8 protein-coding genes and 1 CRISPR repeat array are annotated in these 13,410 nt (G+C 42.9%); of the genes, 2 read left to right on the top strand and 6 right to left on the bottom strand.

Going from position 1 to position 13,410, the window contains the following annotated elements; translation table 11 throughout:
- The first annotated feature begins 101 nt into the window (after positions 1-101).
- Positions 102-1,142, top strand: a complete 1,041-nt coding sequence (locus QUA16_RS23220; RefSeq protein WP_333181348.1) for a hypothetical protein — start codon at positions 102-104, stop codon at positions 1,140-1,142.
- 97 nt (positions 1,143-1,239) lie between these two features.
- On the top strand, positions 1,240-2,985 hold the full coding sequence (locus QUA16_RS23215) for a hypothetical protein (protein WP_333106124.1): 1,746 nt from the start codon (positions 1,240-1,242) through the stop codon (positions 2,983-2,985).
- A 397-nt stretch (positions 2,986-3,382) separates the two neighbouring features.
- Here QUA16_RS23215 and QUA16_RS23210 read toward each other — a convergent pair whose 3' ends face one another.
- The 6 genes from QUA16_RS23210 to cas1 (QUA16_RS23185) form a co-directional block, all read right to left on the bottom strand.
- Positions 3,383-3,685 carry a helix-turn-helix domain-containing protein gene (locus tag QUA16_RS23210; RefSeq protein WP_333106123.1) on the bottom strand — a complete coding sequence of 101 codons (303 nt, stop codon included), beginning with the start codon at positions 3,683-3,685 and terminating at the stop codon, positions 3,383-3,385.
- A complete protein-coding gene (locus tag QUA16_RS23205; protein ID WP_333106122.1) occupies positions 3,657-4,028 on the bottom strand; it encodes a hypothetical protein in 372 nt (123 codons plus the stop codon). The genes QUA16_RS23210 and QUA16_RS23205 overlap by 29 nt, the downstream gene beginning before the upstream one ends.
- Positions 4,029-4,101: 73 nt before the next feature.
- Entirely contained in the window at positions 4,102-4,371 is a 270-nt protein-coding gene (locus QUA16_RS23200) for a hypothetical protein (protein ID WP_333106120.1), read from the bottom strand.
- A gap of 71 nt (positions 4,372-4,442) precedes the next feature.
- Positions 4,443-4,721, bottom strand: a complete 279-nt coding sequence (gene cas2, locus QUA16_RS23195) for a CRISPR-associated endonuclease Cas2 (RefSeq protein WP_333045383.1) — start codon at positions 4,719-4,721, stop codon at positions 4,443-4,445.
- A 72-nt stretch (positions 4,722-4,793) separates the two neighbouring features.
- The gene (gene cas1, locus QUA16_RS23190; protein ID WP_333106119.1) at positions 4,794-5,864 is read right to left on the bottom strand and encodes a CRISPR-associated endonuclease Cas1; all 1,071 of its coding nucleotides are present in this window, start codon (positions 5,862-5,864) and stop codon (positions 4,794-4,796) included.
- A 228-nt stretch (positions 5,865-6,092) separates the two neighbouring features.
- Positions 6,093-10,771: a CRISPR direct-repeat array (repeat unit 35 nt; unit sequence GTTTCCATTAATTCAACTTCCGAAGAAGCTTAAAG).
- A gap of 268 nt (positions 10,772-11,039) precedes the next feature.
- Positions 11,040-13,385, bottom strand: a complete 2,346-nt coding sequence (gene cas1, locus QUA16_RS23185) for a CRISPR-associated endonuclease Cas1 (protein ID WP_333106118.1) — start codon at positions 13,383-13,385, stop codon at positions 11,040-11,042.
- Positions 13,386-13,410: the final 25 nt, after the last annotated feature.

Genomic DNA, 13,410 nt, shown 5'->3' with positions numbered 1-13,410 from the left:
AAGCTAAGTGTCGGTTTTCCCCAAAAGCGGCGCACCTTATCATACTTTTGTATATTTGCAAAATCGGGATGCTCCCGTTGCATCGAATTACATTATTGCTTTTGCAGGACTACATAAACGGCAACAAAAAACCTCAATTCGAGCCATTTTTTCCAGAAATAGCAGGAGGCAATTCCCAATATCAAGCGGGTAAAAATAAAGTTCACTTCGGCCAAGTAGTGACAGCATTACTAAAAAAATCAGCATTACCTCCCACAGAATTACCCGAACTCACATCAAAACAATGGTGGAGTGAAGTCTTTATCCCCGGACAGATGCTACCATTTACAGCCTTATTTGCCGACAACTTACCCCTAGACGAAACCCAACTCTTACTATACAAATTGCAAAACTTATTCCATGAAAAGCAAGGCAATTATCCAGCCCCAGAAGACTTAGAATTCAACAATCCAGCTTGGCTGCCCTACGCCAGTCGCCAGTGGTTTATTTTTTCCTTAGAAGGTGGCAGCTTCCTAGCAGCCGATGCCCCTAAAACTGACTTTTTTCGCAAAACGCTGCCATGTCACCTGCGCGACCGATATTTTTTACTATTTCTAATTGCCCTGCACCAGCGCTTTACCCTAATGATGCTATCATCAAAAGTAGCCCTAAATTGGTTAGCTAACGGCGATATGCAGGACAACAGCCAGCGCGAACAAGTATTTGAAGAGATTCGCAATCAATTGCTAGTATTCACCGCGCGGGGCTACTTCACCCAAGTAATGCAGCGCGAACACCACCACCGCTGTTACCGCCAGTGGCATCAAGTATTTCAAATACAAGAATTGTACCAAGAAGTAAACGACGAAGTGCGCGATATGTACGAATACACCCTGATGCAGCAAACCCGCCGCTTAGAAACTACCATACAAGTTATCGGCGTAGCCGTAGGTATCGGTGGCATTATCGCCTCCAGCATTGCCAACTACATCCAACAGCCATTAAGCTTGAACCCCACTTGGAAAATAGATACAATTCATCCAGCCGTTTTAATTTTATTATTGAGTGTAGCAGCCGGAGTAGCAGCCGGAGTCTTAACTTGGTTGGGTACAGGCGGCTGGAATTGGATTTTGAATCGCATCAAACAGCGAGACAAAAAGTAACGCCTATTTGTTAAACCAAGGGAAACTTTGAACACCGCCGTAGGGCGGTGCCCCGGTGTCCGCCCTCTAAAATACCAAATCATCAATCCCAAAAATCATGGCTATCTTAATTGCAAATATCGGTACTTCAGACCTCGCTATCCAAATTCCTATAGAAGGCAAAAACTACTATTTACCCATTGACTATTTGTCTAACGAACCCAACATAGGCGAACAAATTGCTAAATTGCCATCCAATCTAAAAGAATTGTGGGAAAAACAGCGCAGCTATATTGAAACCATCCTTTACCCTGATTTAGGATTTCCTGTTGGCGTCAAAGAAACTAGCCGCAAATTAACAGAAATTTTGCTAGAAAAGTACCGAGATAATCCGGGTGAATGGCATCCTCGAATTAAACCAGTCCGCATTGGGGGGGGCATTCAAAAAGCTATCAGTCTCGGTGCAACAAAAGGTTACATATTTGTTACCAACCAAGTGACACCTCAAACCCCTGACGGACACGAAAAAGATACAATCTTTTTGTACGACATTTTAGTCAAGTGGCGGGAATTGGAAAACCTACCATTCACCCTAGACAAACAAATTATTGATGCCACAATAGAAGCAAATAAATTAGAACCTCTCCTCAGCGAATATAAAAAATACCTCAAACAAATTGCGAATGCTGAAAAACAAAATTTCTTGTCTGCTGAAACTGAACCTAACAAAAACTTTGTTCTGGTGAGTATCAAAGGTGGCACCGGTAACATGGTAACAGCCTTACAAATTCAAGCCATTGATTCAAACTTTAAGAACTTAGTTTTTATAGATCCCGAATTAAACTTAGAGAGAATTTTGCAAGGAGAACCTTCTGACTGCAAACTAACTTTGTATTGGCGACACCTGCGGAGTCAAAAATACGACACAGTAAAGCAGTTGCTTTCCCGCTGGGATTTTGACGGCGCTATTCTAATTCTCAATGATTGGCAAAATAGTCTCAATTCACTCCCCGACGGAATAGTAGATAAAGCTGATATTAAAAATAGTAAAACCGCGATAGAATCGGTAATTGTAGCCCTCAAATTAGGCTTGGGTTTTACCAATTTAGACTGTGGCGAAACCCAAAATATCCTTAACTCTAATCCGGCCATTTCAGCGCTTACTGAGTTAGAGCAAAATTATGAAGCTTGGCTGAATTTATATGCTCAGTGTCGCATTTATTGGGAACTAAATCAAGTAGCAAACTTCTTGTCGCGCTTGAGTTCATTTTATGAAGAATTGCTAAATTATTTAATTATTGCTTTAGGTGGTCGTAAATACTTTGTAGGCGATATCTATGATTTGCAGTTGCAAAAAAAGTTATTTGAACCAGAACTGTGGGAGAAATTCGCCAGCAAAAGTAGTAAAATTAAAAACCACGAGTTTGACAAGAAACCTTATTGGCTAAAAGACCGTTGGGACAAGTCTAAACTGGTTACTACTTTGATAGATTTTAATGAAAGAGACAGTGCAGATTGGGAATATATTAAAGAATCATTGCTGATGTTAGAATATTGGGTGAAAAAAAGAAATAAAATGATTCATCTTGCGAAGGGTGTATCAAAAACAACCATGTGGGAAATGTTAAAATCAGATCGCGAATCGGCAGAGGAAAAAGTAAAAAACGAAGTAAAAGCTGAAGCAATAAAAGCTTGTGACCCGGAAGAAATATTGCTGGTAATGACTGAAATATGCCGCGTAACTTTTGAATTGTTAGATATGGAAAAACCATCTTTTGTGGGATGTGGCGCTACTCCCTACTACATTTATTCTGATATAGTTGGTTGGGTACTCAACCGCCTCGAAACAGACGAATTGCAATAGTGCGTTATTCCTAGTGGTAGGGTGCGTCAGTTGTGGAATTTTGAATCATCACAAAAATTCTCGTTCTGACGAACCGTTTGTTACCCCCTGCGTCAGTTGTAAGATTGTTAGTTGAGAACGAAAATAATCCTCCTTGACGCACCCACTACATTGTTAATTGTTGTTATAGAGTCTCTAAATCTGTTAACGAGTAAAAGCCGCTGGCGAAATCGCCAACGGCTTGTACTTTAGGGTACCTAAATGCAGGTGTTTCCATTAATTCGACTTCAAAGAAGCCATACTAAGACTGTAATGAAACTGCACTTTCAAAGACAGGTCAGGGTGATATTGACAAATTGACTGATTTGTGATATGCACTCAAAGTAAAAAAGCAGAACAGAGTGCCCACTTTTGACTTTTAACTTTGAGAAGGCGGACACAGCCGGCTCCTGAGCTCGCCGGGAATTTCCTCAAAATGCTCTAGCAGGAAGTCCATTACTGCCAAATGACGCAAATCGACAGCGGTAGGAAACCTTCGGCTCTTATCCCGCTTAAACCAACCCCGTACAGTCGAATTAGAACGGGAACAAATAAAAGCGATTTCCTCATGAGTCACTCCCCATTTAGCATAAAACTGTCTCGGTGTCATACCCAATTGGCATTGACTGTAAATGGCAATCAAGTTGCGCTCTCTACTTGTCAAACTTCGCGGCTTTTTCATCCTCAAAAACCTCTAAATCTTCCTCCCGCGCCGTATCAAACTGACACCAACCGACACTCTTAGAATCAGCAGCCAGCCAAATTATGTAGCACCAAATCCAACAGCACCGACGTGGTTCGTAGTTGTAAAAATTGCCAATAACTATCCCCCAGTCACCTTCTTCGCCAACACCCACCCAGCGCACCATCTCGCCGTAATCAAAGCGCGGGGGATGAATTTCGGTAAAGTTCAAGTTCGCAGATAATTTAAGTGCAGGCGGCATTCTCCTCAAATCTTTTAGTGGTAGTGCTGAAATTAAATCTCCACCTCTGTCCATAATTGACCTGATTTCAGAGCTGTGCATGGATTCCACCTTCCTTTTGATGACAGATATTGAGCCAGCCAGCGAGGTATCTCCCAAAATCACTCAACCGCTGCTAGTGCGAATCAATTTCCTGAATCGAAATTGTTTGCTCTCCCGCATACTTCCAATAAAACCTCAGAGCCATCGAAGCCGCAGAACCCCAAATTTCACCTTTTTGGTGTCTGTATCGGTGGGTTCTCAAGCTTCTGTATTCCGGGCCCTCAGATGCGATCGTTTTAAAAGCTTTGCGGTATTGCTTTTGAACTTTAACAGGGAGCGATTTCAGTTGTTTTTGGACTTTTGGAGAAAACCGCAGCCTAAATTTAGCAGCTTCATCGCTCATAAATCCCCCCTGGGGGAAAAGGGAGAAAATATATCCTCCCGTTTTCCCAATATCAGGAACTTTCCGGCTATCTAAACAATGAAAGCCTCATCGTCTATTGCAAACTTTGGTTGCACTCCCAGCACCGTTACTTTGCACCGACAGTGAGCAGAAAGAGGATAGAATCGGATTTGGTCTTGCCGTTTGTTCAGCAATTTCAACAGCCGTTTTTGCAGTTGTTCTTGCCGTTTTTCATCCAACACGCACTCAAAAACCGACTTCTGAACTCGGCAACCGCAGGTTTCTAATAATTTAGAAATTTTCAGGCGGCGGCGGTCATCTACAATGTCGTAGCAGATGAGGTAAAACATTAGACCTCCCCAGAAAAGTTAGTCTTGAACAGGCTTTTCGGCCTGTTCCACAAGAAACATGGTCGAGGTATATTACATTTTGACCAGTAGGGGATATTCATCTTCCAAGTCGTTAGAATTGGCAGCAGCGTTATTTTTGGGGAGTGTCCAAACCAGCGGTCGGTAATGCTGAACGTCCCCCAACACGCAGGCGATATATTCCCGTACTTGCAATTCCAAACAGTGGCGGTAGCTAACGGTTCCTGCGTGGGGATGTGTTACCAAGGTTCGCAGTTTCTCTTCCCAATGCTGAATGAATGTTTGGAGGGCGCGAGGCGACAGGAAGGCTCCGCTACCGTTTTGAGGGATAATATCTCGTGCGGTAATGATGCGGGATTTGGCTAAGTTGACGGCTAATTCATCTACCAGCATCGGGCGAAATTCTGCCATTAAATCGCAAACAAGGGGTTTTTGGTGCTGGCTGGGAACGTGCAGATGGCTGATGTCGGCATCCAATCCCAGTACCTGCACAAAAGTAGATGTTTGTTGGTGCAACAGGGTATTTCCCAGATTTAGCATTCGGTTAATGGGGTCTGACGGATGCTGCAAGTCGCGCCACCGAAAACCCAATTGCAAGGGTAGCAATGAACCAAGGGCGGGATAATAAAAGCTTTCGGCGGTGACATCGTACTCCCGCAGTTCATCGAGGGAATAAGCCATCGGCAAGTCATCCATTAACAATTTGAAAAAGGCGCGGTAAACTTCAGGCTCGAATGCAAGATTGCTGACCTGCAACTGTTGGAGTAAGACGCTTTCATTGTGCATTTTTGCCCAAGTAATGCTCTCAGCAAAAGCGCGAACAAATTCTGGGTCTTGCAGGCGTTTGATTTGCTGGAAGCGATGTTTTGCAGGTCGTTCAGGCTGGCTTTGGGGTTCGCAGTTGCCCAATTCTTCGCCTTGGCGACTGATAAAGTAGATGGGAATTTTGCGGGACGATGCTAGTATGACGGCTTGACGTGACAACTGGCAAAGGCTAAACAGAATAATTTGGGTGACTTGCTTGATTGGCACGCTTTGACACAAGTTTTCTCGGTGGATTACTTGGAAATGATGCTGTTGGACGCTGAGAATTGAACCGGGTTGAGTGATGTATACTGCGGTCATGTTTTCCCTCTGATGAATGTGGTACTGGGGCTAAGTGGCGGTTTGAGAGATGTTTGTTTTGCTCTCTCTCGCTCTCTTTGGGCCCTGTATTTCTATGTTCTCAGAGGGGTATTTGAGTTCGTATTCGAGTACGAGGGGGGTGTATATGAGTTCGTATATGAGTTTCGTAGGTTGAGTGAAGCGAACCCTGCGTTTCACTCCGCCCAACTCTCTCTCTGGGGCTAATCAGTTGGGATTAATTCAACTTCCGAACAAGCCTAAAGTCAAGTTGAATGGGAAGACGTTCCGAGAGAAATCAAGTTTCCATTAATTCAACTTCCGAAGAAGCTTAAAGCCGATGCCGTAGTCGATCCTACCAACCCAAATCAACCAGTTTCCATTAATTCAACTTCCGAAGAAGCTTAAAGCTCCAGCCCCTGCTGGAATCTAATTCCTTTTAGCGTTTCCATTAATTCAACTTCCGAAGAAGCTTAAAGTTGCGGATAGCTTCCGTTTTTATGGTTCGTGGACTTATGTTTCCATTAATTCAACTTCCGAAGAAGCTTAAAGGAAACGGGTGAGCTGACAATTACGCCAGCCCCAATGACGTTTCCATTAATTCAACTTCCGAAGAAGCTTAAAGATTTTGGCAGCATTCCCGCGAGCTTGGGCACTGTCTAGTTGTTTCCATTAATTCAACTTCCGAAGAAGCTTAAAGAAGTTTGGCACGCTCACATTCTGCACACACGAGATTATGTTTCCATTAATTCAACTTCCGAAGAAGCTTAAAGAAGTCTGGTGGCATGTTCACATCATCTTTTGCGGGTTTCCATTAATTCAACTTCCGAAGAAGCTTAAAGCATCAATGAATACAGGATAGACTGCGAGGCTCACTGTTTCCATTAATTCAACTTCCGAAGAAGCTTAAAGATATTCTTTTCTGTTTCAGTAAAGGCTGAAGTTGTTTCGTTTCCATTAATTCAACTTCCGAAGAAGCTTAAAGCTTTGGCTTTAAGCTTAGCTGCCACCCCGGCAGTAGCTCGTTTCCATTAATTCAACTTCCGAAGAAGCTTAAAGAGCCCAGGCCCTCTAATACAGGGAGGGGTTTTGATCCGTTTCCATTAATTCAACTTCCGAAGAAGCTTAAAGAACGATCACGAGGAGGAGGGAGAGATACAGGAATAGTTTCCATTAATTCAACTTCCGAAGAAGCTTAAAGTAGTGAGCCTGTAGGATCTCCGCCGCCCATGCCACAGTTTCCATTAATTCAACTTCCGAAGAAGCTTAAAGTTTTAAATAAATGGTATCTAGTAGTTAAAGAAAAAGACAGTTTCCATTAATTCAACTTCCGAAGAAGCTTAAAGCAGATTATTTAGGCTTCGTACGAGAAACTCGAAACCCTGGTTTCCATTAATTCAACTTCCGAAGAAGCTTAAAGAAGTATTGTGTGAATACTGGGTTAAGCTTAAAAGTTTCCATTAATTCAACTTCCGAAGAAGCTTAAAGAAGTATTCTCCAGAAAATTCCGATGAATTGTTAAATGGTTTCCATTAATTCAACTTCCGAAGAAGCTTAAAGAAGTTATGATTCTTTGATGGAATGGCTTAAAGAAAGGTTTCCATTAATTCAACTTCCGAAGAAGCTTAAAGCGGTTCTTCTTGGGCCTGAGCCAACCACTAACTGGCAAGAGTTTCCATTAATTCAACTTCCGAAGAAGCTTAAAGGTCCAACAACAGTCTACAACCGATATGAACAACTGGAAATGTTTCCATTAATTCAACTTCCGAAGAAGCTTAAAGCCGAGTTCCGCGGTAACGACAATTCCCTTGCACCACATATAGTTTCCATTAATTCAACTTCCGAAGAAGCTTAAAGTCGCTACAAGCGATAAGGGTAGTGTGCGTTACGACCGAAAGTTTCCATTAATTCAACTTCCGAAGAAGCTTAAAGCAGATGAACGATGTATTTTTATCGATCTTGTTACGTACAAGGTTTCCATTAATTCAACTTCCGAAGAAGCTTAAAGCAAAATTTTGCTAATCAAATCGGAGGTGTTGTAGCCTAAATTGTTTCCATTAATTCAACTTCCGAAGAAGCTTAAAGCCATGATAAAAAAGCTCCACAAAATGTGGAAGCTGGTTTCCATTAATTCAACTTCCGAAGAAGCTTAAAGCACAAGGACTACCTCCAGTGGTTGGTAGGCTGATGGTTCAAGTTTCCATTAATTCAACTTCCGAAGAAGCTTAAAGAGGGGTCTCGAAGACTTTCAGGAAAGTCTTAACAATGTTTCCATTAATTCAACTTCCGAAGAAGCTTAAAGTGGAGTTGGAAAGGTTTCCGACCTACCTCAAGGTATAAAGTTTCCATTAATTCAACTTCCGAAGAAGCTTAAAGCTGAAGGTTTCGGTTGGGAAGATCTGCTAGTTGTAGAATGTTTCCATTAATTCAACTTCCGAAGAAGCTTAAAGCAGTACTCGCCGAATGCCGCTGGTATTACTTTCATGTTTCCATTAATTCAACTTCCGAAGAAGCTTAAAGACGTGGAAATATTTTTCCACGGCCAGGGCCTACCCTGTTTCCATTAATTCAACTTCCGAAGAAGCTTAAAGCTGGTGTCTGGGGGCTTTGGGGATTCAGTCGGGATTTCTTGTTTCCATTAATTCAACTTCCGAAGAAGCTTAAAGATTTTTGCAGCAACAGTTGCAAAGTGGCCTGGTAGTTTCCATTAATTCAACTTCCGAAGAAGCTTAAAGGCCTCCGGGTTATGGTTTTGTGATAACGCATGCCTGACTTCGTTTCCATTAATTCAACTTCCGAAGAAGCTTAAAGATGTGCAAACTGTTACCAAACAGGAGCAACCATAAGGGGGTTTCCATTAATTCAACTTCCGAAGAAGCTTAAAGATTTACTTCCATGGCAAACCGCCACCGGGGAAACCCCGTTTCCATTAATTCAACTTCCGAAGAAGCTTAAAGCTGGAACTCCTGTGACCCCCGTTCAGCCCGGTCCGTTCACGTTTCCATTAATTCAACTTCCGAAGAAGCTTAAAGCAGAAACTGTTCGATACTCTAATAACAATCTTCCAGTTTCCATTAATTCAACTTCCGAAGAAGCTTAAAGACGTAACGAGAAAACTCAATTGGCAATTAATCTGTTGAAGTTTCCATTAATTCAACTTCCGAAGAAGCTTAAAGTTTTAGTCTTGAAATAGCACAAGCAAAAATGCAAAAGTTTCCATTAATTCAACTTCCGAAGAAGCTTAAAGATTCTACTCGACATAGACATAGCTAATTCAGAGGAAGGTTTCCATTAATTCAACTTCCGAAGAAGCTTAAAGAACTCCTCCTCCAGTTCCCGCAGGTCCTACTGACCCTAGTTTCCATTAATTCAACTTCCGAAGAAGCTTAAAGATTGGAAAAATTGTTTGCAGAACCAAATTCCAATGTAGTTTCCATTAATTCAACTTCCGAAGAAGCTTAAAGAGAAAGACGGGGACACGTGTAAGAAAGTGTACACCTGTGGTTTCCATTAATTCAACTTCCGAAGAAGCTTAAAGAAGATGCGGCGAACCAATTGAGCCAGGCCAAGGTATATGGTTTCCATTAATTCAACTTCCGAAGAAGCTTAAAGAGTTGATAAGCCCAGTTCCAATGGGGACACTGAGCCTAGTTTCCATTAATTCAACTTCCGAAGAAGCTTAAAGGCTACATTGAAACCAATCAGACCGACTGTGACGGAAATCGTTTCCATTAATTCAACTTCCGAAGAAGCTTAAAGATCAAATGGAAACGCATTATGCTCCAGTTGCCAAGACGTTTCCATTAATTCAACTTCCGAAGAAGCTTAAAGATGGAGATATCGACCCGGACACGGGCGAGCCCCATGTTTCCATTAATTCAACTTCCGAAGAAGCTTAAAGAGGCTTATGGAGATATCGACCCCGAAACCGGGGAGTCTGTTTCCATTAATTCAACTTCCGAAGAAGCTTAAAGCTTCTACAAGAAGAAAATGCAATTCAGCAAAGGCAAAGTTTCCATTAATTCAACTTCCGAAGAAGCTTAAAGATCTGTTGACCCGAACAAAGCCGATGATAAAGGTGGTTTCCATTAATTCAACTTCCGAAGAAGCTTAAAGTTTACTTTCTGTTCACTTTCGTTCTAATCATCCTTGCTTGTTTCCATTAATTCAACTTCCGAAGAAGCTTAAAGCCTGATACGGTAGCTGTAGAAACCAAAACAAGTGTTTCCATTAATTCAACTTCCGAAGAAGCTTAAAGAAGTATGCACAAAAATTATTCACCCAATATAACTGGTTTCCATTAATTCAACTTCCGAAGAAGCTTAAAGCTGGAGTCAACGATGACTATTTAGCTGCACATGTTGCGTTTCCATTAATTCAACTTCCGAAGAAGCTTAAAGCCTAATACTGGCGAATCAATCAATACGACGGAAAGTTCGGTTTCCATTAATTCAACTTCCGAAGAAGCTTAAAGAGGTTCGATTTTACCTGGTTCCATGGCTGCTCCTGCACGTTTCCATTAATTCAACTTCCGAAGAAGCTTAAAGCGCACTATGACTGAGTATGCTCCAAACTCAGCCGGGATCAACGTTTCCATTAATTCAACTTCCGAAGAAGCTTAAAGTTCAAATTGCAAGTTGCAAACCAGAGGAGGATAGTATTTCCATTAATTCAACTTCCGAAGAAGCTTAAAGGTAATCCAAATGGAAATGTCTATAGCCTTACTCTAGCAAATTTCCATTAATTCAACTTCCGAAGAAGCTTAAAGGCAAACTAAAAGTCGCTGAAGACTTTACACCAGGTCAATTTCCATTAATTCAACTTCCGAAGAAGCTTAAAGCGCGATGTTAAAAGACTAAACAAGGCTTTTGATGAATTTCCATTAATTCAACTTCCGAAGAAGCTTAAAGGCTAGCTCCTAGAAGCCTTACCCTAAGATAAGTCTACAGCACTTTTTCGTGGGGGTCAAAATTTAAAGTCAATAAAAGCAGGATATTCTCAACAAGTCAGCAACCTACAGTAAAATAAGGCTTCCAAACCTTTACCCCAAAAGAAATTCGTGGGGGGTAACGACAGAATAAGGGTTTCAGACATCACCTACCCCCCACGAAAAAGCTAATTAGACAACCGTGGAACTAACAAACAGAGAAAAAATCCCTTTCTCTCACCCACCGAGCCCTACTTATCCCACATCATCGGCCGATATACCTCAACCTCTCCCATCAACGCTGAGATGTACTCCCGCACCTGCAATTCCAAACAGCGACGGTACGCCACCTTATAACCAGTATGCGGATGAGTCGTCTCCGACAGCAACTTTTCATCCCAATGCTTGAGAAACTTCTTCAAAGCATGAGGTTGAAGAAAAACGCCACCCCGTTCATCTGGCCGCGTAAAATCATCCGCAATAAAAATCTGAGAATTAATCAAATACGTTACCAGAGAATCCACAACCTGAGCCCGAAACTCCTCCATCAAATCTGAAACCAAAGCCGGGTGATTGTCACGGGGCACGTGAAGATTCCCAAAATGCGTGTGCAGCCCCACAGCTTCCACAAACGAACTCACATTCTGACTCAATAAAGTGTAGCCCAAACTCAGCAAACTATTAATCGGATCAGTAGGAGGGCGCTTAGTGCGAACTTCAAACACAAACGGGCCCGAAAACAAAGAACCCAAAGCTTGAAAATAAACAGTCGCCGCTTTCCCCTCATAACCCCGCAGTGCATCCATAGACTCAGCCAAATGCAAACTTTCCATCAGCATTTCCAGCATTTCCACCGCCTGCAAAACCGATGTTTGACTAGCATCCTTCGATTTGCGATAGCGGTTCAATCGCATCAGCAAAATCCGTGAATTATGCAGCTTCGCCCGGACAATTGCCTCCGCTTGCAGGCGAACAAACTCAGGATTCATAGAACAACTTACCTGCTTAGTCAAATATTCCACCTTCGCCCGCCCGTCGTGTTGCAACCGCCCGAAATAGCGACCCCGCTGCGACAAATATAGAATCGGAATCCGCTGATGCAGCGCACAAGATACAGCCCCGTGAGACACATTGCAGCAGCCAAACAAAATAATGTGGCTTACCCGACTAGCCGGAACTTTTATCCGCAATACCTGCTGGTAATAAACCTGAAACTGCTGGTTTTGAATGCTCAAATAAGCTCCCTGATCCGTGACATACAACGTACTCATAGGTTCCCTCCAAAAATGTTCCGAATTAGCGCGTGGCAAAACAATCCGCTTCACAGAAATACTGCAAGCCAAAGGCTTTCCAGAAAACACAGGTACTTTGCGAGTTACTGCCCGACTAAAAGAAGTTCCCGAAGCCCGCGCCACCCTCCCTTTTGCCGTAGTTTTTGGGAGTTCCGGTGCAAAAACCTCTCCATTGCGAAACAGATAACCGAGAAAAGTAAACTCCTCATCGGGTGCAAAAATCCGCGTCTTCTCTGGCTGAAGTTTTAAATACAAACTGCCCAGCCAAGAACTAATCTGTTCCAAACAGCGATTAGCTTGAATAGAATCGGCACAAGCGATTGCAAAATCATCGCCAAAGCGCACCAAATTCCAACCGTGACTCAAACAAAGTCGGTCAAACTCGTTCAAGTACAAATTAGCCAAAGCACCAGAAAGAATCGCCCCTTGCAAAACTCCCTGATTCGGATACAAACACTGACCCTTAACAACAATTCCCGACCCAAGCTGCTGTTGAATTAACTGGCGCAAAATCGGCTCTAATTGCAACTTCTCCAAATCACTCAATAGCAGCGGCCAACAAAGGTTGTCAAAAAACTTCTCAATATCAGCCTTGACTACCCAAGCCTGCCCGAATCCATAATAGGAATAGAGGTGTTTGACAGCCATCTGTATGCCCCTGCCGGGACGGTAAGCGTAGCTGCAATCGAGAAAAACATCCTCCAGCGGCCAATACAGTTCGTCCAGCAAAAAGCGCTGCACAATTCTGTCCCTAACCGTAGGAATACCAATCAAACGCTTGCCGCCGTTGGCTTTGGGTTGGTAAAAACCCTTAGCCGGACGCGGAAAATAAGATTCCTGCTGCAACTGCTGCTGCAAAATCTGCAACTGGTATCGGGCAACACCGGCAAACAAATCAACCGTAATGCCGTCAATTCCAGCGCTGCGACTACGCTTGCGGACTTGCTGCCAAGCCGCGTGCAGAGGTTCTGGTGTAAATTCCATGTACCCCCCAAATTGGGTTTTAAACCTTACAACTTCGATTTTTGCAGGGGGGTGTTTGAGTTCAGATTTGAGTGGTTGACAAATTTGTATGAGTTGGTGTATGAGTTGAGGTAGTTGCACTGGAATGACTGTTGACTGTTGACTGTTGACGATTCGGATGTAACCAGCGACAACGCGGCAATTCTGGACACGGCAATGCCGTTTCCCTACCTCAGAATCATCTATCGCCCTCTTGTGAGCTAACCATCGCCGGATTAATTGTAGGGACACCGCTTGTGCCCTGATGGTTCGACGGTGGGTAATATCAATATCCGATGCCACGGGATTTGATATGATGCAAAAAACC

The sequence above is a fragment of the Microcoleus sp. S13_C3 genome (genome assembly GCF_036700905.1).
In the GTDB taxonomy this organism is placed as follows: Bacteria; Cyanobacteriota; Cyanobacteriia; order Cyanobacteriales; family Microcoleaceae; genus Microcoleus.
Note: the sequence above shows the minus strand (reverse complement) of the source record. Positions and strands in the feature narration are given on the sequence as shown.

What these genes read in the sequence shown, in the direction of transcription:
- QUA16_RS23215 (WP_333106124.1), top strand. Translation starts at nt 1,240, where the DNA reads ATGGCTATCTTAATTGCAAATATCGGTACTTCAGACCTCGCTATCCAA.
- QUA16_RS23210 (WP_333106123.1), bottom strand. Translation starts at nt 3,685, where the DNA reads ATGAAAAAGCCGCGAAGTTTGACAAGTAGAGAGCGCAACTTGATTGCC.
- QUA16_RS23205 (WP_333106122.1), bottom strand. Translation starts at nt 4,028, where the DNA reads ATGCACAGCTCTGAAATCAGGTCAATTATGGACAGAGGTGGAGATTTA.
- QUA16_RS23200 (WP_333106120.1), bottom strand. Translation starts at nt 4,371, where the DNA reads ATGAGCGATGAAGCTGCTAAATTTAGGCTGCGGTTTTCTCCAAAAGTC.
- cas2 (WP_333045383.1), bottom strand. Translation starts at nt 4,721, where the DNA reads ATGTTTTACCTCATCTGCTACGACATTGTAGATGACCGCCGCCGCCTG.
- cas1 (WP_333106119.1), bottom strand. Translation starts at nt 5,864, where the DNA reads ATGACCGCAGTATACATCACTCAACCCGGTTCAATTCTCAGCGTCCAA.